This window comes from Pseudomonas fluorescens (assembly GCF_005938625.1).
Classification (GTDB): domain Bacteria; phylum Pseudomonadota; class Gammaproteobacteria; order Pseudomonadales; family Pseudomonadaceae; genus Aquipseudomonas; species Aquipseudomonas fluorescens_BD.
In genome coordinates, this window is the sequence record NZ_VCNJ01000034.1 from 38,574 (window position 1) to 59,707 (window position 21,134).

At 59.2% G+C, this 21,134-nt stretch carries 10 protein-coding genes; 7 read left to right on the plus strand and 3 right to left on the minus strand.

The window, feature by feature from the left end:
- Positions 1–339: 339 nt before the first annotated feature.
- Positions 340–1,734 carry a hypothetical protein gene (locus FGA82_RS21095; RefSeq protein WP_141128586.1) on the minus strand — a complete coding sequence of 465 codons (1,395 nt, stop codon included), beginning with the start codon at positions 1,732–1,734 and terminating at the stop codon, positions 340–342.
- Positions 1,735–2,018: 284 nt separating this feature from the next.
- On the opposite strand from FGA82_RS21095, the gene FGA82_RS21100 reads away from it, so the two are divergent.
- From FGA82_RS21100 to FGA82_RS21130, 7 genes are all read left to right on the plus strand, one after another.
- Positions 2,019–2,372 carry a hypothetical protein gene (locus FGA82_RS21100; RefSeq protein ID WP_141128587.1) on the plus strand — a complete coding sequence of 118 codons (354 nt, stop codon included), beginning with the start codon at positions 2,019–2,021 and terminating at the stop codon, positions 2,370–2,372.
- Between the two features lie 272 nt (positions 2,373–2,644).
- The gene (locus FGA82_RS21105; RefSeq protein WP_007913915.1) at positions 2,645–3,604 is read left to right on the plus strand and encodes an AAA family ATPase; all 960 of its coding nucleotides are present in this window, start codon (positions 2,645–2,647) and stop codon (positions 3,602–3,604) included.
- Positions 3,605–3,609: 5 nt separating this feature from the next.
- Positions 3,610–4,554, plus strand: a complete 945-nt coding sequence (locus FGA82_RS21110) for a DUF58 domain-containing protein (protein ID WP_141128588.1) — start codon at positions 3,610–3,612, stop codon at positions 4,552–4,554.
- Positions 4,551–5,048 carry a DUF4381 domain-containing protein gene (locus tag FGA82_RS21115; protein ID WP_095050116.1) on the plus strand — a complete coding sequence of 166 codons (498 nt, stop codon included), beginning with the start codon at positions 4,551–4,553 and terminating at the stop codon, positions 5,046–5,048. The genes FGA82_RS21110 and FGA82_RS21115 overlap by 4 nt, the downstream gene beginning before the upstream one ends.
- Positions 5,041–6,120 carry a vWA domain-containing protein gene (locus FGA82_RS21120; protein WP_141128589.1) on the plus strand — a complete coding sequence of 360 codons (1,080 nt, stop codon included), beginning with the start codon at positions 5,041–5,043 and terminating at the stop codon, positions 6,118–6,120. The genes FGA82_RS21115 and FGA82_RS21120 overlap by 8 nt, the downstream gene beginning before the upstream one ends.
- On the plus strand, positions 6,117–7,853 hold the full coding sequence (locus FGA82_RS21125; protein WP_141128590.1) for a vWA domain-containing protein: 1,737 nt from the start codon (positions 6,117–6,119) through the stop codon (positions 7,851–7,853). Before FGA82_RS21120 ends, FGA82_RS21125 begins: the two co-directional genes overlap by 4 nt.
- Positions 7,850–9,487 (plus strand): BatD family protein, encoded by a 1,638-nt coding sequence (locus FGA82_RS21130; RefSeq protein WP_141128591.1) that lies wholly within the window; start codon positions 7,850–7,852, stop codon positions 9,485–9,487. The genes FGA82_RS21125 and FGA82_RS21130 overlap by 4 nt, the downstream gene beginning before the upstream one ends.
- Positions 9,488–9,986: 499 nt before the next feature.
- Here the strand turns inward: FGA82_RS21130 and FGA82_RS21135 are convergent, their stop codons facing one another.
- On the minus strand, positions 9,987–10,379 hold the full coding sequence (locus tag FGA82_RS21135) for a hypothetical protein (protein ID WP_141128592.1): 393 nt from the start codon (positions 10,377–10,379) through the stop codon (positions 9,987–9,989).
- 2 nt (positions 10,380–10,381) lie between these two features.
- Positions 10,382–21,028: a hemagglutinin repeat-containing protein gene (locus FGA82_RS21140; protein ID WP_141128593.1), complete on the minus strand. Its 10,647-nt coding sequence runs from the start codon at positions 21,026–21,028 to the stop codon at positions 10,382–10,384.
- Positions 21,029–21,134 lie beyond the last annotated feature (106 nt).

Genomic DNA, 21,134 nt, shown 5'->3' on the forward strand with positions numbered 1-21,134 from the left:
CACATTCACCTTCCATAGAATGAGCATCTGCAAAAGCGACTGCCAGCGGTGCCGACAATGCCTTTACGGGTGCTCATCCGTTGCGCAGCTTAAAGGGTGCGACAATGTGTCTGCTTGCGGTGCTGCGACATATTCGGTCATTGGCACGTAAACCGAGGGTTTGGCACCGGTAAACACTAGCAGGCGCAGGACAAACCAGCGCTCTGAATGCCCGGATTTGCGGCACATTCGTGCCAGAAACAGCTCTTGAAGCGCTACATATCCAGAAACGAAAACGCCCAAGGCCGTTTTATCGACCTTGAGCGTGGCATCGGGTTCAGTATCGAAGTTTGACCCGGGTCAGTCCGGCAACTCTTCATAAGCGCGAAATTTGCTCACGGTGGCGCAGTCATAACACTGCATTTGCAGGGTCAATTTATCCATGCTGACGTCAATATTGCTGGAGTCGCACTCGCGGCAGAACAGCTGCGGATGGTCGAATTGCGGCGCGGCGACCGACGACCCCGTGAGAAACCTTGGCACAAACTCGTCTCGCCAGAGCAGCCCCGGCGACTTGGAAAAACCGGCGCCGCTGTCCTTGAACACGACGTCGTAAAGCAGGCGGGTCATGGCCGGCTGCGGCACACGCGAATCGCGGTAGCTGTCCTTGCGCCAGTTCTCCGCCAAGGCGAGTTGCGCGGTGCTCTGCATGTTGCGCGGAATGGTGTTCGAGGCGTGAGTGCGGCCCTTGGAGTTTCCGGTGGCATAGAAGTGTGCGGCACTCTTCACCGCCACTCTGGCGAAGTAATAGATCTGGCTGACCGAGAAGTTCTGCAGCAAAGTGCCGATCACCGAGTCGGCGCGGGCTTCGGCGGTGAACGCCATACCGACCTGATTGGCCAGCAAGTGAACGTATTGAATCGATTCCTCCCGCGCGAGCCTGAAGATCAATGCGTACAACTCGCGTTTCCATCCTGGCAGCACAGGCCCGGACAACTCTTCGTATAGCGCCAGATAGAGCGTATCGCGCGAGCAGCGCACGCCTTCGTCCAGCGCGACGTTGGCTCGCCAGTAAATGGTCGAATACGTGCTGATGCTGAAATCGTCGGCCCGATTGAACGCCCGAATGTCCGATGCCGTATCGACCTGCAAGGCGCCCGCCTCGTGCAGGCCTTTCACCAACTCCTCACTGAAAGTGTCAGTGGACGTGAGCTTTTCTCCTCTGATTTCAGCATCAAGCGCGGCAATGCGTTCGCCTGCGCCTTGGCCGCCGTCATCCAGTAATGCCAGCAGAGCAAGTTTTTGCTGGAATCCAAGACTGGTAAAGGGCACGGGTGGGCGTGGCGTGCCGTAACGCATGGCTAAATCACTGCGGTCACGTTCGGCCTGATCGGCGATTTGCTGTTTGCGCAGTCGGACACAGGCATCACAACCACACACGTTGCGTCGCGAGCCAAAACCGGCGGTGAAGTATTGATGCTCGCAATTCACACATTTGTAAGCGCTGCGCAGGGAAACCGGGGTGCCGCGGGCGGGCCGGCGCATCCACATCGGCAAATCGCAATACGGGCATCTAAGGTCGGCGCTGACAATCGGCGGCAGTACTTTCAGCACACTGCGTACCGTGTCCGCGAGCTTGTACTCGGCGATCAAGTCAGCAGTTTTTTCGCCATTGAGGTAGCGCTGGTAAAGCGCTTCAACCTGTTCTTCGGACAGATGCCGGATTTCTTGCGCCCATTCGAAATACTGCTTCATCAAAAGAGATCCTTTTTTTCATGTCGTCCATCGCACTCCCTTGCGTTTGAGCGGCAAAATCTGCCGATAAAAAGCCACCAAAACAAGCGAAAACACGCCTAACTTGCGCCATCCATCGCCTTTTCTGAAAACCTACGAGGCCGCCGGACAATTCGTACCCGCATTGAGGAAACGTCCTTAAGATCACGCCCTGGCTCAACGATGTGCAGCAGAATTTTACTCAGGCTGGCAAAATCGCTTTTTTGCGTCCCGCCTGCCGCGCCCGCCCAACCAGGAATTCCCCCATGCAAATGACCACCGCCCTACTGATCGTCAACCCGTGCGATGACGAAGAAGACAACATGGCCATGCTCTGCTGCCACAGCGACAAGGGCGACATGTTCCTGATGAGCCGTTATCCGGATGAGGACGAGCTGGAGATTACGCTGGATGGCGAGCCTTCGACTCTCGACGGGGTGAAAGTCACACTGAGCAAGACTCTGTTGAAGATCGAGATTGCGGCGGCGGATGCCGATGCGTTGAATGGGGATGATGTGCTGGAGATCAGCTTCAACCCGGATATGGTGGATATGGATGAGGTTGTCGAGACCTTGACGAATATCCTCGATGGGACGGGTACCCTCATCAACGAAGTTTGATGGTGTCTGAATAGGCCTCTTCGCGAGCAAGCTCGCTCCCACATTTGAACTGTGTGCACACCGTCAATGTGGGAGCGAGCTTGCTCGCGAAGGCGTCCGAAAGAACACTACCCCTCCCCGGCACTACAAAAATCCAACAATTCCCCCAGTCATTTCCCGCACTTTGCGCAAAATGCCGTTAGTCGCCACCCCCCACGATGGATTAAAGTAACGCCCCCAGCCCCGGCGTTATCCGAACGCCTGTGGCCACCCCTTTCCAGGAACAGTCACCGATGGAACATCGTGAAGCGCTGCTGGCGCTGCGAACCTTTCTTTCAACGCAGATTCTCGGCCAGGAAAAACTCATCGAGCGTTTGCTCATCGCCCTGCTCGCGGACGGCCACATGCTGGTCGAGGGCGCGCCGGGTCTGGCCAAGACCAAAGCGATCAAAGAACTCGCCGAGGGCATCGAAGCCCAGTTCCATCGCATCCAGTTCACCCCTGACCTGCTGCCGGCCGACATCACCGGCACCGAAATCTATCGACCGGAAACCGGCAGTTTCGTGTTTCAGCAAGGGCCGATCTTCCACAACCTGGTGCTGGCGGACGAAATCAACCGCGCCCCGGCCAAGGTGCAATCGGCGCTGCTCGAAGCCATGGCCGAACGTCAGGTCAGTGTCGGCCGCAGCACTTATGAGCTGTCGCCGTTGTTTCTGGTAATGGCCACGCAGAACCCGATCGAGCAGGAAGGCACCTATCCGCTGCCGGAAGCGCAGCTCGACCGTTTCCTGATGCACGTAAAAATCGGCTTCCCGGACGCCGCCGTCGAACGCCGCATCCTCCAGCAGGCCCGTGGCGAAGCGCTGAACGGCGAAACCAAACCCGAGCGCCGCGTCAGCCAGCAGGCAATCTTCGCCGCACGCAAGGAAATCCTCGGTCTGTACATGGCCGACGCCGTGGAGGAATACCTGGTGCAACTGGTCATGGCCACGCGCAACCCGGCCAAGTTCGACCCGGAAATGGCCGAGTGGATCGCCTACGGCGCCAGCCCCCGCGGCTCGATTGCCCTCGACCGCTGCGCCCGCGCCCACGCCTGGCTGGCTGGTCGCGATTTCGTCAGCCCGGAAGACATTCAAGCGGTGCTGTTCGATGTGTTGCGTCACCGCATCATTTTGTCGTTTGAAGCCGAAGCCGCCGGCATCGATCAGGATCGGGTGGTGCAGCGGATTCTCGACGTCGTAGCCGTCGCTTGACCCCCATGAACGCCCCCCTGCCGTCCGAACCGGGCATCCGCGTCAGCCTCGCCGAGCTGATCGAGATGCGTCACCGCGTGCGTGAAGTGCAGCTGTTTTCCACGCCGAGTCAGCGCAGCCCGCTGATCGGCCTGCATCACTCGAAATTCCGTGGTCGTGGCGTCGACTTCGATCAGGTGCGGGTCTATCAGGCCGGCGACGATGTGCGCACCATCGACTGGCGTGTGACCGCCCGTACGCAAGAGCCGCACACCAAGCTGTTCCATGAAGAACGTGAGCGGCCGATTTTTATCATGGTCGAGCAAAGCACGCGGCTGTTTTTTGGTTCCGGGCTGATGTTCAAATCGGTGCTCGCGGCGCAAGTCGCGGCGTTGATCGGCTGGGCTGCGCTGGGCCATAACGACCGCGTCGGCGGATTGGTGTTCGGCGACAACGAACACTACGAAATCAAACCGCGGCGTAGCAAACAGAGCCTGCTGCAATTGCTCAACCGTCTGGTCAAGGTCAATCAGTCGCTGCACAGCGAGCGTGAGCCGGATCGCGATGCGTTTGGCGTGGCCCTGCGCCGTGCCCGCGAAGTGTTGCGCCCCGGCAGCCTGGCCATCGTGATCTGCGACGAACGTGCACTGTCCGACAGCGCCGAGCAGCAACTGAGTCTGCTGTCGCGCCATTGCGATCTGTTGATGCTGCCGCTGTCCGATCCCCTTGATCACGCCCTGCCCGCCGCCGGCCTTCTACGGTTCGCCGAACGCGGCGCACAACTGGAACTCGACACGCTGAATTTCGACCTGCGCCAGACCTATCGCGCCCAGGCCGAAGCACGCATCGCTCGCTGGGAATTGCTCGCGCAAAAACTGCGGGTGCTGCTGATGCCGCTGAGCACGCAAAGTGAAATGGTCGAGCAGATGCGTGAGTTCCTCAATCCGCAGCGTCCGGGGAAAGGTCGATGAACGGCCTCGAACAACTGCAACCGCTGATCTCGCCGCCACCGATTGCCTTCTGGCCGCCGGCGCCGGGCTGGTGGTTGCTGCTGTTGTTATTGCCGCTGCTGGGTTTCGCCGTTTGGCGACTGCGCCGTTTCATCCCGATGAAGAAACGCCCGATCGTCCGTGCCGAGCAACCGCTCGATCCTGTGCGCATCGCCGCCCTCGCCGAACTCGCACAAATGCCCAAACCCTACGACGGCGCCCCGGCCGGGGCCTGGCTGCAGCAACTCAACGGCCTGCTCAAACGCCTGTGCCGCAACCACTATCCCTACAGCCAGAGTCATACCCTCAACGGGCGTAAATGGCTGGCGTTCCTCGACAACCGCTGCCCGGCGGCGGGCCTGACCCGTTGGATGGTGCTGGTCGAAGGCGCGTACAAACCGGAGTGCAAACTCGACGACAAAGCCATCGCCGGCCTGACCCAGGCTGTCGACACGTGGATTCGCAAACATGTTTGAGTTCGCCTGGCCGTGGATCTTTGTGCTGGTGCCGCTGCCGTGGCTGATGCGTCTGGTCTTGCCGGTGGCGGACAGCGGCGAACCCGCGTTGAAAGTCAGCTTTCTCGCCGATCTGGAAGGCCTCGCCCGCCGTCGCGCTCGCGCCAACCTGCCCGCGTGGCGTCAACAGGCGCCGTTCATGCTCTTGTGGCTGTTGCTGCTGACCGCCGCCGCGCGCCCGCAATGGCTCGGCGAGCCACTGCCGATTGCTGCCAGTGGGCGTGATCTGCTGGTCGCGGTAGACGTGTCCGGCTCGATGGATTTCCCTGATATGCAATGGCAGGACGAAGAGGTCAGTCGTCTCACCTTGGTTCAGCATCTGCTCGGTGATTTCCTTGAAAGCCGCGATGGCGACCGTGTCGGCTTGATCCTGTTTGGCAGTCAGGCCTATTTGCAAGCGCCGCTGACCTTTGATCGCCACACCGTGCGCGTCTGGCTCGACGAAGCGCGGATCGGCATTGCCGGCAAGAACACTGCGATCGGCGACGCCATCGGTCTGGCGCTGAAACGCCTGCGCCTGCGTCCGGCGCAAAGCCGTGTGCTGATTCTGGTCACCGACGGTGCCAACAACGGTGGCGAAATCGATCCGCTGACGGCGGCAAAACTGGCTGCCCGCGAAGGGGTAAAAATCTATCCGATCGGCATCGGCGCTAATCCCGAGGACAGCGGTTCGACTGGCCTGCTCGGCGTCAATCCAAGCCTGGACCTCGACGAGCCAGCGCTCAAAGCCATCGCCGAAGTCACCGGCGGGCAATATTTCCGCGCTCACGACGGCAAAGAGCTGCAAGCGATCAAGGACACCCTCGATCAACTCGAACCGGTGACCCAGCAACCGACCCAGGCACGTCCGGCGCAAGCGTTGTATCACTGGCCTCTGGCGCTGGCGTTGTGGCTGAGCCTGTTGCTCGTCGCGCGCGAATTGTGGCCGGATAACCCGCTGCAACGGCTGTTCACCAAGGAGCTGTATCTGCAAAGTCCGCTGCCTGACTGGCGCGAGCGTCTCAAGCGCCTGCGTCTGCGGAGGCGCCGATGATTGCGCTCTGGCCGCACTGGTTCCGTCCGTGGTGGTTGCTGTTGCTGCCGCTGCTGGGCTGGCTGATCTGGCAACTCTGGCACCGGCAGAAACGCGCCGGGCGCTGGCAGATGATTTTGCCACCAGCGTTTCATGCCACGCTGCTCAGTGGCGGCAATGGTCGCGACAGCAAACTGCCATGGGTCGCCCTCGGCGTGGCTTGGTTGCTGACCATTCTGGCCCTGCTCGGACCGAGCTGGGAGCGGGTCGAACAGACCAGTCAGAAGCCAGCCGATCCCTTGGTCGTGGTGCTGGAACTGACTCCGGAAATGCTCGCCACCGATTCGCCGCCGACGCGACTGGAGCAGGCGCGTCGCAAGCTCTTCGACCTGTTGCAGGCGCGCAGCGATGCGCAGACTGCCATCGTCGTCTATGCCGGCAGCGCGCACACGCTGGTGCCGCTGTCGGATGACCTCGCGACCAGCCGCAATTTGCTCGATGCACTCAAGCCTTCGTTGATGCCGGAAAGCGGTCATCGCGCCGATCTGGCCGTGAGTAAAGCGCTGGCCCTGCTGAAACAGGGTGCGCTCGGTCAGGGGCGGATCCTGTTGATCGGCTCGTCGCTCGATGAAGAAGAACGTCAAGGTATTCGCCGCGCACTCAGCGGACAATCGGCGCAGTTGCTGATGCTCGGCGTCGGCACCGCCGAAGGTGCGCCAATCGCCCAAGAGGACGGCAGCTTCCTCAAGGACGAACAAGGCGCGATTCGCGTGCCGCAACTGGACAGTCCGGGCCTGAGCGCATTCCTCAACAGCGTCGGCGGCGAATACCACCCTGCCCGCCTCGACGAGGCTGATCTCGGCGCGCTCGGCCTGCTCAACGGTCCGCGCAGCCTGCGCGAAGACGGCCAGACCGTGCGCCTCGACACCTGGGCCGATCAGGGTTATTGGCTGCTGTTGCCGCTGTTGCTGCTTGCCGCCTGTGCCGGACGGCGTGGCTGGTTGTTCTGCCTGCCGTTGCTGTTTTGCTTGCCTCAACCGAGCTACGCTTTTGACTTCGAGGATTTGTGGCTGCGCCCCGACCAACAGGGTCTGCACCTGCTCAAACAGAAGCGCCCGGCCGAAGCCGCGCAGCATTTTGACGATCATCAATGGCAAGGGGTGGCGTTGTACGAGGCCGGCGACTACAGTGGCGCCGCTCAGCGTTTCGCCGAAGGCAGCGATGCCCGCGCCCACTACAATCGTGGCAACGCGCTGGCGAAAAGCGGTGAGCTGGAAGCGGCAATCGATGCCTATGAGCAGGCGCTGGAACAGCAACCGGATTTACGTCCGGCGCAGACCAACAAGACGCTGGTGGAAAATCTGCTCAAGCAGAAAACCACGCCGCCGCCCGCCGAACCGGAAAACAAACCGGCCGAACAGAGTCTGCCCGGCGACGAACCACCGCCCGCGACCACACCGCCACCGGCGGTAAAAAGTGAAACCCAGAGCGACGCGCAACCGACCGAATCGGCCAGCGAACCGCCACCGACCACGCCGCCGCAGCCAGGCCCCAATGAAGTGCCGGGCAGCGACGAGGAAGAACAGACGGACACCGTGCCGACCCTGCGCCCGAGTGAAGACAACCTCCAGGGGGAGCAGCGTCAGGCACTGGAACAATGGCTGGGCAAGATCCCGGATGACCCGGGCGAATTGCTGCGACGCAAATTCTGGTACGAACAGCAACAACATCAGGATCAGGAAAACACTCGATGACCCGCTTCACCGCTCTCTTGCTGCCCCTGCTGCTCTGCACGGCCCCCGCCCAGGCGGCCGAGCTGACGGCCAGCGTGGATCGCAGTCGCCTGAACTCCGGCGAGACGGTCGAACTCACCCTTGAAACCAGCGACGTCACCCAGTTCGGCAAACCCGACTTGACCGCGCTGGAAGCGTTGTTCGAAGTGCGCGGCACGCGGCAGGTCAACCAGCTCAACACGCTCAATGGCGACAACCGCGCGACCACGCGCTGGATCATCACCCTGCTGCCCAAAGAGAACGGCAGCGTGGTGATCCCGCCGCTACAACTGGGCGACGCGCAGAGCCAGCCGATCACCGTACAAGTGGTCGAAAGCGACACCCGCGAGAACCAGAACAGCCTCGATCCGGTGTTCATCGAAGCCAGCCTCGATCAGTCCAGCGTCTACGTGCAGGCGCAGGCGATTCTGACGTTGCGCATCTACCACTCGGTATCGCTGTACGACGACAGCAGCCTGACGCCGCTGCAAATCGCCGATGCGCGCATCGAGCAACTCGGCGACACGCGCACCTACGAAAAAGATCTCAACGGTGTGCGCCATGGCGTGATCGAAATGCGCTACGCAATCTACCCGCAGCACAGCGGTTTGCTGACCATTACGCCGCAGACCTTCAGCGCAACACTGGTCGATACGCAGCCGTCTCAGGACGCCAATGCGCAGGGGCCGAAACCGGGCAAACTGATGCGCGTGAGTTCGTCCGAAATCCCGCTGACGGTCAAACCCAAACCCCTGACCTACCCGGTCGACGCGCCCTGGCTGCCCGCGCGCAGCCTGAGCCTGAGCGAAAGCTGGAACCCGGAACCGGAACACAGTCAGGTCGGCGACTCCCTGACCCGCAGCCTGACGCTTAAAGTCGAAGGCCTGGCCGCCTCGCAACTGCCGGCGCTGCCCGCTACCGACGTCAACGGCCTGCGCCGCTACCCCGATCAACCGGTGCTGAGCAACCAGAGCACTGACCGGGGCATTGTCGGCAGCCGCGAAGAACGCGAAGCGCTGGTGCCAAGTCGCAGCGGCGCCATCGACTTGCCGACGGTAGACGTGGTCTGGTGGAACACCTTCGAAGATCACCTTGAACACAGCAGCCTGCCGGCGCGCACCCTGCAAGTGGCCACCAACCCGAGCCTGCAAGTCGACACCCCGACCGGCAACCTGCAGCCGAGCATCGTCGATAACGATGTGTTGTGGTGGTGGAAACTCAGCACCCTGATCCTCGCCTGCACCACCCTGCTCGGCTTCGGCCTGTGGTGGCGCGCACGCTGGCAACCGGCGGTGCATCGCGCCGCCCAAACCGGCCCGAGCCCGCGCACGTTGATGGATGACATCAAGCGGGCGAGTCAGGCGAATGATCCGCAGGCCACGCGGCAGGCACTGGATGCGTGGGCGCGGCAGCAGCCGGAGACGCTGGCGGACATGGCGGCGCGGTTTGTGCCGTTGTCGGATGCGCTGGATGGGCTCAATGGTGCGTTGTACAGCGAGACGGGGCAGCATTGGCAGGGTGAGGATTTGTGGCGGGCGATCCGCACTATACCGGCGGCGGAACGGGTGCAGGATCCGGTGGGTGACAGTGGGTTGCCGCCGCTTTATCCGAAGTAAAAGCAAAAGATCGCAGCCTTCGGCAACTCCAAGGGGTATGTGTAGGAGCTGCCGAAGGCTGCGATCTTTTGCTTTAGGCAAAAAAGGCTGGGACCATTGGCGGCACGCAAGTTGATGTACAACGTACTGACTAACACTTGCTCGTCATCAGCAATGTCCGGAACGTAGAAGCTAATGCCAAATTCTTCAACGTCAAATCGTCATCGTCAATCACCGACTCCTGAAACAGCCCCATTTATCACGAAAACTCGACACTTCGAAACTTTAGTCGAATTTCGTTTCTGGAGAACACGAGACAAAACACGCTTTATTCAAAAGTGATCCACCTCATTATCCGCCCACCAGAACCGACATCACTAACTGCGTGGAACCACTGCCCTATTTCTGGCAAAGTATGCTTCAGGTACATGAGCGCTCTCGAAACTCAGGCTTGGAAAACCGAAATGAACCCCTAGAGACGGATCTGTTTTGCCAGGTGTTTTTTCTGCTTCCTGGTTTCCTAAAAATAGTCCAACCAGTCATCAGAATTAACAGAACGCCCCTTTTCAAGAAACGTCTTATATTGCTCCCTGTATTTATCTAAAGAGTCATTTGCAACGTTTATGGACAAAAACCCGCGCCCTCTCTCTTCAACAGACAGAGTTACTGGATCTATTCTTATCGGAGAGCTGCCCACCACGACCCCCGATAATTTTGACTTATGGAATATAAAGCTCTTCCCCCCAGCAAGCGGGAGAATCAGCTCTGCAACAGCAAATATTATCTCCGGCTTTGAAATCTCATACCGGTCACCTTCCTCATAATTTTCCGAGTAGTTCTCCGGAATAAGGAACAACCTATAATCTATAATTACCAACCACCCTTGCAAGTCAACAAAATCACCAATATTCATTATCATTTCCCAATCACAATAGCGTTAACACCACCTGTCATGGCACCTTCCAAAATCCTTTGAAGAACACCGCGAGGCCCAGCAACTGAATCGCGCGTCATATAATAACTAACACCTTCTACAGTTTTAACACCATCAACAATAAGGAAGTGCCTTTGCGCACCAGCAGGAACTTGTATGATGACACTCAAACCTTCCTGCAACGCCTTATTAAGCTGCTCTGGAAACATTGACAAATTGACTGTATTTTTAACCCCCGCATTGGATATTACATCCGCCAGCTCCAAGGTATTAACACCAGACTCCCTTATACCATTTACGAAACTACCAATAGCGCTTTCCAGACTAACTGACTTCCCTGTTTTATCAGTTATTACCATTGCGGCGCAAGCCGGCCCACATACCGGGGCCTGGCCTTGGAAAATCTGTGTCCCTGGTGGCGCATATGGAATAGTTGCATCTGGAGTACCAGCGCCCCCGCCTCCCCCTGCACCATCATGAGTGCCATCCGGCACAGTCTTCTTCTTCGAATTCTTAACCCAATCCTTGACGGTACCGATATCAAACGATGACCCTATTTTTTTGATGGCTCTAACTGAAAGATCAAACCCCATCCTGGACAGGACAGCCGCGCTCTTCGCTGCACTCGTACCACCGCCTGCCACAGTGCTGACCACCAGTGCAACAGCCTGCCCCATCTGTCTGCCGAGATTAAAGGCGTTGGCATCACCGCCTTCCTCAAGCGCCTTGTTCATTTCTTTGAGCTGCGCAGAGAACGACTTCGACAGTTCATCGCCGAGGATGGATATCCCCTCGGTTGAAGACGCGAATTCGATCATGGCATCCACGCCTTCCTTTGGATGTCGCATGAACTGTGCAGCACCATCCAGTGCATCGCGCCCAGCTCCCGCCATGCCATCCTTGAAGCCGTCAACAATTCCGACCCCTGTCAACCCGTCCTGACGTAACGAAATGAGCTCCCAGTTCATCGAGATCATCATTTTCTTGTACAGGTCAGTCTCGGCAGCAAGCTCCTTATCCCGCTGGACTTCCTGCTGGGTGGCCAACCAATTGTTATCGACGTTGGCAATCGCGGCGTTGGTCGCCGTTGCCGCGCCGTTCGGATTGGTCATCGCGGCAATACCCGCGACCAATGCCGTCAAAAGGTTGCGCTTGTTTTCTCTATCCGTCGCTGTTTCATCAGGGTCGGGGTCGGCAAACAATGCCGTCAATACACTGGACGCCGCCCCACCGAGCGCGCCCGCCGAGCAACTCTGGTTGCTGGCAGCAGCACCGGCACATCCTAGAATTGCGTGCAGACCCGCGTGAACCGGACTGCCTTCTTTCAAGCCCTTCAAGACCAGTTTGCCGATGTAAGCCGAGCCTTGCTGCTGAACGTAATTGACCACCATGTTCTGCGCGAACTGGGCGCTGCTGCCCGTTACGCCGCCGCTCACGCCAGCGACCAGTGCGGTCGCGATCTGGCGATAGGTGCCTTCAGGCCCCCAGTTTTCACCAATGTCCTTTATCTCTTGCTTAAGCTCCTGGTACCTGACTTTGTGAGCATCCTGCTGCTCCTTGGTCAATCGTGGGTCGTGCGCGGCCAGTAGCTCGTTATCAGCCTGTTTCTTTTTGTCGTCAGCCTCTTTCGCCCGGTTCTCAATAAACTGCGAAACGTTCTGAACGAACTTGCCGACGATTTCAAAATTCACACCGATTTCTTGCGCATCGAAAATCGGCTTGAGCTTGTTGCTGCCATCACGATCGCTGGACACATCGGTGTTGATTGCCGCGATGGTTTGCTCAACGGTTTTCCCGGTCAGCTCTTGCTGCTTGGCCTCGTTGGTAATAGTGACGGCAGCCCCACTGATACCGCTGTAGGTTGTGCTGCTGGAGCTGCCACTGGCAAACAGGACGATCGGCGTTGAAGCGTTCGCCCCTTCTTTGACCGAGTTGACAGGCCCGCCCCGAGTGTTCGAGTTCGCACCGTTCGAAGTGCCACCCTTGCCAGCGTCGAAGCCATAACCACCACTCAGATTGATACTGCTGGCGTCGTACTCAGCCTTGTTTTTCACATCCGACGTGGTGAGTGTGCCGGTGCTCAAGGTGTTCTTGCCGTCAGCCACGGCCTTGTCAGTACTGGCAATGACAGCACCGACCAGATCGGTATTGCCCGCCACTTCAACCTGGAAGCCGCCATTGCCCGCTTTGATGCCCGACTGCTCGGAGACACTGGCGTATTCGCTGTTCATGTTCTGCTGGGAAACACCACCGCTGACACTGCTGTTGCCGACACAGAATGGCGGTACGCAGACGCTGACGCCGACGTTGGCGCTCGACTGTTTCGAGGTGTAGGTGCTGGTGTCCTGCAGGCTCTCGATGTTGAGGTCGCCGCCGACCTTGACCTTGACCGTTTCACCGCTGGCGGTCGCGCCTTTGATGTTGGTGTCACCGCCGCTTTTCAGGCTTAGCGTGCCACCGGACTTGACCGAGGTGTTGGTGTGCGTGACGTCATCACCATCGCTATTGCCACGACCTTTGTTGGCTGCCAGATCGAGGGTGAAACCGTTCTGTTCACCAAAGCCGAAGCCGACCCCGACACTCCAGCCGCTGTTGCTGTTGCTGCTTTCCTGATGCGCTGTGTTTTGCGCCGACAGCAGATTGATCGCGCCAGTGGCATCAAGCGAAACATTACCGCCGCCTTCGATACGACTGCCGACCACATTGATGTTGCTGTCCGCCCCCGCACCTTTGGCGACGATATTGATGTTGCCGCCCGCCATCACGCCGCTGCCGACGACGTTACTGCCGCTCTGGCTGCTGTTCATCTGGCTTTGGCTGTTGCTCAGATTGACGCTGACTTTCACCCCACCCAGAGGGTTTTGCATCATCGACTGGCCGGCGTCCAGTGCCTGGTCGGCACTCATTGCCGCGTTGACGGCAGCCAGTGCAAGCATCCGGCCATCAGTCGTCTTCTCGGCCGCTTCACCCATTTGCTGGATGCCACGCAAGGCATCAAGCAACGGAATGCTCACCGTGCCACCCACCGCCGTACGGTTGGTGCTGGCGGTTTTGGTGGCGCTGAGGGTGTCGTAACCTTCACCGATATCAACGTGCCTGGCCGCAATATCGATGTCGCCGACCGGCGCCACCAACTGGCTGGCGGTCTGGGTGTAATGATCCCCGGCAGTCAACGAAATGTTGCCGCCCAACGAAGCGATCTGGCTACCCGACTGGCGTGTGACGGTGCTTTGCTCACCTTCCTTGGTTTTGACGATCCCCGTCGCGCCCTGCCACCAGGTACCGATTTCACCGACCTTTTTGCTGCCGGACGACGATCCGGCAGTGGACGTACTTTCAGCGCTGATGACCTCCAGATTGCGCCCGGCATTGATCGTGATGTTCTTGTCGGCCACCAGAGTGCTGCCTTCAATGACGGTGTCCTGGCCACTCTTGATTTGCAGGCTACCGGCGCTGATGTCGCTGCCGATGCTTTGTGTGGAGCTTTGCTGGCCGCTCTGCGACTTCTGCGTGTTCGACAAGTAACCCGTCAGATTCGCCCCGGTCTTGCTTGAGCTTTGCGACTGGCTGGAGGTCTGCGTTTCCTGGGCTGCACCGATGAATACGTTATTGGCCGCCGTCAGCTTGATTTCATCCTCGGCACGCAAGGACGCCGCGCTCAGCGTGATGTCGTTGTCGGACTTGAGCTCCATGCTCTTGGCCACCCACTCGGTACTGTTCAGGTGGGTCTGGGTGACTTCAGCGCTGCTCGATTTGCTCGACGACCAGCCTTTCTTCGATGAGGCGCTGGATTGACTGGCGTAGTCCTCGGCCGCCATCAGGTTGATGTCGCGGCCGGCAGTTGCCAGCAACGAACCGTCAGATTTGACCTTGGCGCCTTCGGCATTAATGTCCTGCCCGGCCGACATCACCAGTTTGCTACCGGCCTCAATGCTCGAGCTGACTGACGCGATGCTTTCGCTTTCGGTCATGGTCGATTTTTTCTTGCCGAAGTCACCTTTTTTGGTCTTGGTATAGAACGAGTGATCGATGTTATCGGCCGTCACCAGATTCAGGTCATCACCGGCATAGATGTAAGCTTCACCCGCCGATTTGACGTGGCTGGCGACCAGATTCAGGTCCTTGTCGGCATTGAGGGTCAGGTTGCCTCCAGACTTGATGACGCTCGACTGCTGACTGACATGATCCTCTTCGGCGCGGAACTTCTTGTTCCAGCCGCTGGCATGGGTTTCGTTGGCCGCGGAAGAGATCGTCAGATCACGTTTGGCATTGAGATCGACATCGCCTTTGGCCTCGACCTGACTCGCAACAACGTTGATGTCGCGCTGCGCCGTGACCTTCAATGCGCCGCCGGCATTCACCTCAGATCCATACTGTGTCACCGAGGTATTGATGTGATTGGCGTCGTTGTAAGCCGATTTCTGCTCGGCTGAATCGATCAGCACATCGCGTTTGGCGGTCAACGTGATATCGCCGCCGCTTTTCAGTACGCTGCCGGTGTTGTCGATGTCGCGTCCGGCGTTGATGACCAAAGCATTAGCGGCTTCGATGCGTGAAGCGCTGTCGACGAAATCTGCACGTTCCTCATGACGCGCACCGCTGCTGGTGTGGGTCGTCACGGTGCGCTCGTTGATGACGTCCCCGTTTTTGCTTTCCAGCGTGACATCACGACCGGAAATGATCCCGCCGGCCTTGTTCGTCAGGTCATTGGTAGCGGTCAGTTTCAACAGGTTGCCTGCCTCGACCAGACCACTGCTGACCAGATCCTTTTTCGCCGTGGCATCGAGGTTCTGGCTGGCGCGCAACGTCCCGGAGTTCTCCAGGTTTTCCCCGGCGATCAACGTAACGTCATTGCCCTGGATCAGGGAACCATTAGCGGCGAGGCGATTGTTGGCGTTGGCCAGGTACAGCACCGGTACCAGCACTTTTTCGCCATTCACTACGCGCTCTTCGAGCCAGACGATGTCATGGGTCAGTGCAGCGACTTGTTGCGCCGTCAGGTTGACGCCGACGCTGAGATTCAGCGCAGTTTTGCTGGCGATGGCGTTGTCCATCAGGCGTTTGTAGACGGCTTCGTCGGAGGTCTGCCCGTCAATGAAACGCTGGCCCGTACGCGCAACGACGGCTTGTTGGACCAGTTTTTGTTCGAACAGACCATCGCCCAGACGCTTGGCGCTCTGGTCAGGGTCGTAACCGAGGTTCTGCAGCAAATAGTCCGAACTCATGAATTGCTTGAGGTCGGTGAGCACAGGGTTGGTTTCGATCAGGTATTTGTGCGGCTGGGATTTTCCGGCATTACTGGGCAAGCCCTGAACACGATTGATGGTCAGCGCAGTGGATGTTGCCCCGGCGGTGACTTTACCGCCGCTGAGGGTCCAGCTTTGCGGACCGGTTGCAACCGGATCGCTGCTGCCCACGCCACTCAGACGGAACAACCCATTCTGGCCGGTGGGCAGGCTGAAGCCTGGCAAATCGATCGGGTCTACCTGTTGTTGTGCCAGATCCGGCGGCAGCTGCGGATTGATCCGCACTTGTGTTGAATAACCACTGCCAACGCCGGTATTGGTGGTGGTCTTACCGCCGGTAACATAAGCGTAGTAAGGGCGTACGACGCTGTTATCGATTTTGTTCGTCGCATCGAGGGTGATGTTGCCACCCGCCTGGATAATGGCGTCCAGCGACTGCCCGTTGGTGACCGTGGTCACGGGCTGAAATTTCTCCCCCATCAACCCCAGGAAGTTACTCAAATCCTGTTCATAGGTGGCCGACGGTGTCGGGTTATTGGCTCGGAATATCGCGGCCAGTCTGATCGCCGAAGCGGTCTGGTCGACCCAACTGACGAACTTGCGGGTCGTCTTGATTTCCTGTTCCTGGACCCCCTGATTGGTGATCGACGACGCCGTAATCCTGATGTCACCGGAAGCCGTGATCAAGCTGCTGGTGTTGTTCACCTGACCGCCATTGATCGTCAGGCCGGCGCCGCTGTTGATCGATGCGGCTTCAGAGTGCTCACCGACTTTCAGGCGATCGACTTCATCGACGATCCACAGGCCGTTTCTGCGGCCGCCACTACGAAAATCACAGCCAGGTCCAGCAATCAGCGCGCAAGACAATTCGGTAATGGTTGCCCCGCTCTTCTCATGATCGGAATACTTCAGGACGTCCATCACATTGTTGACTGTGGCAGCGGCCAACGTCATTTCGCCGGAGCTTTCAATCGAGCCGGAACGGTTGTCCAGCAGATCGGCCAACGTCTTGTTTTTGTCCCTGGCGATCAACAGGCTGCCGAGGCTGTAGACCTGGCCATAACTGTTGGTGAAGGTGGGCGTCAGCAGTTGCATGGCTTCGCCGCTGAAGATCAATCCACGCTCGTTGCGAAGCGCACCCGCCGTCAATGTCAGGTTCTTCGCAGCCCCCAGGGTGCCGCTGTTGGCGATGTTGCCGGCCGCCAGCGTCATATCACCAGCCGAGGTCAGGCGACCGCCATTGCTGAGCAGTCCACCGACGTTGATCGTGGTATTGCCACCACCACCGACACTGGATGCAGTGCCCAGAATAAGCTGCGCGGCACTCAGACCGAGGTCACCGAGACTGCTGACCCGACCAGCGCCAGAGTAGGTGCCGCCCAGCGTGAGATCGAGGCTGCCATCACTGGCAATCAACCCGTCATTGTTCCAGTTGCCGCCATTGCCGGTCAGCTTGTTCACCGCCAGCAGTTGCCCGCTCGCTGTTTGATTCAGACTGTTGATATTGACCGTCAGGCGATCCGCCTGAATCAGGCTGCTGTTGGTCCAGCTATCCGCCGCCAAGGTGAGCCCGCCACGGGTAACGAAGCTGCCGCCCGCGCTGCCGAGTTGCCCGGTGGCAATATCGAAAATCCCGCTGCCGACATGCAGAATGTTGCCGCCAGCATTGAGCAAGGCACCCGCGCCAAGGATGAAATCGCTGTTGGCACTTTCGACGGTGCCGCTCCGGTTATCGAATGCGCCATCCATGCTGAACGCGGTTTTACCAGTGCTGCCCAATGCACGCAGTTGCCCGGTCTGGTTGTCGACGCTGCCAGCGGTGACGCCCAGCGTGCTGGCGCTTTCGATAATGCCTTTGCGGTTATTGAGAAGGCCGCGCAGGCTGAGGTCGACCTGTTTGCCACCGACGAGGCTGTCGGCGCTGCCATTGTTGTAGAAGTCGTTACCGGTAACGCTGACACGCTCCAGCGCAATGAGGCTGCCATTGCGGTTATCGACGTTGCCGGACGGACCGCTATCGATGATCGCATCGCCGTTCTGCGCGGTGATGCGGCCACCGTCGTTATAGAGGCCGGCCAAGGCTTTGAGGGTCAGGCCTTGCGCTTGAATCACCCCGCCCTGCCCGTTGCGCAGTACCCCGGAGACTTGCGCGCTGAAGGTTTTTTTCAGGCTGGACAGCACACCGCCACGACTGTCGAGGCTGGCCGCCGTGATAGCGAGAACGCCAGACTTGGCGACCACACGACCGCCCCGGTTATCAATGGCGCCGCCAACGCTGGCCGTCAGCGCACCCTCGCTTTGCAGCGAGCCTTGTTGGTTGTCGAGGCTGGCGGCCGTCAACGTCAGATCAGCGGTATCGCTGTAGATCAGGCCGTCATTGCCGTTTTGCACAGCGCCATTGGCGGTCAGCGTCAACGTGACATTGGCGGCGACACGACCACCGTTGCGGTTGTCGAGACCAACGGTGGACAAGGTCAGCAGCGCTTGACTGAGCAGTTTGCCGCCCTGGTTGTTGATCTGCGCAGCGCGTTCGATAACCAGCGGGCCGGCGCTAACCAACTGGCCTCGGGTGTTGGTCAGCGTGCCGAGCAGGTTGAGGGTGATGGCTGCATCGGCCGCCAGCACGCCTTCGCTGTTGTCCAGATCCGTCCCGGTGAAGCGAATGTCCTGTTTTGCATTGACGGTAGCGTTGGTGTTGTTCAGGGAACCGGCCTGGATATCCAGACTGACACCACTGTCGATCAAACCACCCTGCGCGTTGTTCAGGCTGCCAGCGATGACCAGCGTCTGGCCACCTTCGCTGGAGAGCACGCCTTTGTCAGAGTTATCGAGACTGGCCGCCGTGACGTTCAAGGTGCCTTTGCTGACCAGCGCACCGGTGTTGCTGTTCTGGATGTCACCGGTGAGATCCACCAGCAGGTCGCCGTCGCGGCTCGACAAAGTACCGTGGTTACGGTTGTCGAGGCTGCCACCGCGCAAGCTGAGGTGCTGCCAGCCGGAGATCAGACCGTTGAGGTTGCGGGTACTGGTCGCCGTCAGATCCAGTCCCTCACGACTGAAGAGCTTGCCGTCGCTGTTGTCCAGATTGCGCGCTGTGAGCGCATAGCTCAGGTTGCTGGAGAGTTCACCATTCTGGTTGTTAAGATCGCGCAGGTTATCGAGGGTCAACAAGCCTTTGGTGGTGATCAGACCTTTGGCGTTATTGAGGTCGCCAAGTGCACTGCCAAAGTCTATGGCAATGGCGCTGCCGAGCAGGGAGCCGCCGTTCTGGTTATTCAGATTGGCGGCGCCGATGTCGAGTTTGCCGGTCGCATTGATCAGGCCGGCGTCCTGATTGTCGAGTTGCCCGTCAACGCCCAGCCGCAGCTTGGTCTGGCTGGTAAGCGTGCCGCCATTGTTGTTCAGGCTGCCGGCCCTGGCATCGATGCTGGCGGCGGCAATCGTGCCTTTGAGGTTGACCAAAGCCTGCTGCACGCGCAGGGTCAGCACCTGATTGCTCAGCAGTTTTCCGTTGCTGTTGTCCAGGCTGGTGGCAGCGAATGTAAACGCCTGGGCGCTGGAAATTTCGCCTTCGCGGTTGTCGACCTTTTGCAGTTTTTTCAGCACCAGCAGTGGAGCGTTGATCAATCCACTCTGGTTGTTCAGCGCGCCGTGATTCAGATCCAGAGACAGCGAAGTGTCGCTGGTAAGTTCGCCGCCATTGTTTTGATCGAGGCGCGTGACACTGGCCGTCAACGCCTTGTTGCTGGCGATCCGGCCCTTGTTACTGTTGTCGACGTTGCCGGCCTTGAGCGTAAGGCTGCCGGGCGAGGTCAGTTTGCCGCCCTGATTGTTCACCGCGCCTGTGGCATCGATGTTCAGGGAAGTGCCGGCGTTCACCAGCCCTGCGACGTTGTCCAGCGACGCCATACGCAGGGTGACATCGGCCAGGCCCGACAGCTCGCCACTGTTGTTGTTCATCTGACCGACAGTCGCTTTGAGCGATCCACTGGCGTTGATCAATCCCTTGTTGTTGAGCACTTGGCTTGCGTTCAGATCGAGCGTGCCGCTGCTCAGCACCCGGCCATTGTTGCGGTTATCCAGCGTCGCCGTGGTGACGCGCGTTGCCTGCCCGCTCAGCGTGCCGCCCTGATTGCTCAGGGATTGTGCCGCGGTGACTGTCAGGTTGCGGCTGGCGATGACGCTTTTGCCGGTATTGCCGAAACTTTGCGCATTGATGCTCACATCGCCTGCCTTGTTGCGACTGTTATCGACATTGACCCCGGCTTCGATGATGCCGGCGTTGATCAACTCGCCGCCGGCACTGAGGCTGATGCCATCGCGAGCTGCCAAGGTCTGGCGGTTTGCAAGATTGCCCTGGGTCTGCACGTTCAGTTCGGTGCCAGCGTAGACAGGGCCTTGTGCATCGAGGCTGGCGGCTTTGACGTTGATCGCGTTGGCCGCCGAAGCTTGCGCCATCGTCAGTTGGCCTTTGGCGTCGATCTGGATATCACCGCCACTGGCGGCCAGATTGCCCGCCAGTTTCACCCCGACCCCGGCCTCGGTGCCGACCAGTTTGATCGCGCCAGCGTACATACCACCAAGCGCCGAAGAGTCGATGGCCAGTTGCGGTTTGCCGCTGCCGTCATCGGCGCGTGCAGTGGCGTTCAAAGTCTGTGCATTGACGTCGTTGCGCCCGGCGACAATCGTCAGGTTCTGCGCCTGAATCTCGGCGTTGATCTTCGCGCTGCGGGTAATGATTTCGAAACGGTCGACGTTGGTCGCGTTAAGGCCCGCGCCCTCGATGGCCACCGAACCCTGATCAACCTGAAAACGGTCCAGCCGACCGTTGTCGAGCACCGGTTTGCCGGTGGTCAAGGTCACCCGTGGCGAGTTGATAAAACCGCATCCGTTGCAGGTGATGCCATACGGGTTGGCCACGATCACCCGCGCCGACTGCCCCGCCACTTCGGTGTAGCCGCGCAACTGGCTCGGGTTGCCGCTGATGACTTCGTTGAGAATCACCTGTGCCGAACCGCTGTTTTTCAGGTTCGGGTTGTCGATGATATGCCCGCCCAATTGCGTGACCGTGTTCTGGGTTGAGCCGTTGTTGAGGATCAGCCCCTGCGCACCGACGTTGTAGTCGTGGAACTGGTTATGCGACAGGCCGCTGGCATTGGGCGTAGCGATGTTGATGATCGGCACGCCATTGCCGGCGCGATCCAGCGAGGTATTGGGGTTGGCCACCACGATGCCGTCGGCCTGCGCCCACATCGGTTGCCAGAACATGACGTTCGCCAAGAGAAACGCCAGCCCGCGCTTGGGCATGCCGAGGAAAGACTCGCGTTTTTTTACGGCAGCAGAAGGCTGATGCGCGAGGAAGGCGTACTGGCGAACGTCCATGTTGAAGATCTCTTTGCAACGGGCAGTAATAGTTGGATTGACGGCAGGCGCACTACTTGCTGACAGGCACGCACTCGGGTGGCGGTCAGTGCAATGATGAGAAGAA

Bases quoted from the DNA above. Each gene is read 5' to 3' on its own strand.
- FGA82_RS21095 (WP_141128586.1), bottom strand. From the start codon at position 1,734: ATGAAGCAGTATTTCGAATGGGCGCAAGAAATCCGGCATCTGTCCGAA.
- FGA82_RS21100 (WP_141128587.1), top strand. From the start codon at position 2,019: ATGCAAATGACCACCGCCCTACTGATCGTCAACCCGTGCGATGACGAA.
- FGA82_RS21105 (WP_007913915.1), top strand. From the start codon at position 2,645: ATGGAACATCGTGAAGCGCTGCTGGCGCTGCGAACCTTTCTTTCAACG.
- FGA82_RS21110 (WP_141128588.1), top strand. From the start codon at position 3,610: ATGAACGCCCCCCTGCCGTCCGAACCGGGCATCCGCGTCAGCCTCGCC.
- FGA82_RS21115 (WP_095050116.1), top strand. From the start codon at position 4,551: ATGAACGGCCTCGAACAACTGCAACCGCTGATCTCGCCGCCACCGATT.
- FGA82_RS21120 (WP_141128589.1), top strand. From the start codon at position 5,041: ATGTTTGAGTTCGCCTGGCCGTGGATCTTTGTGCTGGTGCCGCTGCCG.
- FGA82_RS21125 (WP_141128590.1), top strand. From the start codon at position 6,117: ATGATTGCGCTCTGGCCGCACTGGTTCCGTCCGTGGTGGTTGCTGTTG.
- FGA82_RS21130 (WP_141128591.1), top strand. From the start codon at position 7,850: ATGACCCGCTTCACCGCTCTCTTGCTGCCCCTGCTGCTCTGCACGGCC.
- FGA82_RS21135 (WP_141128592.1), bottom strand. From the start codon at position 10,379: ATGAATATTGGTGATTTTGTTGACTTGCAAGGGTGGTTGGTAATTATA.
- FGA82_RS21140 (WP_141128593.1), bottom strand. From the start codon at position 21,028: ATGGACGTTCGCCAGTACGCCTTCCTCGCGCATCAGCCTTCTGCTGCC.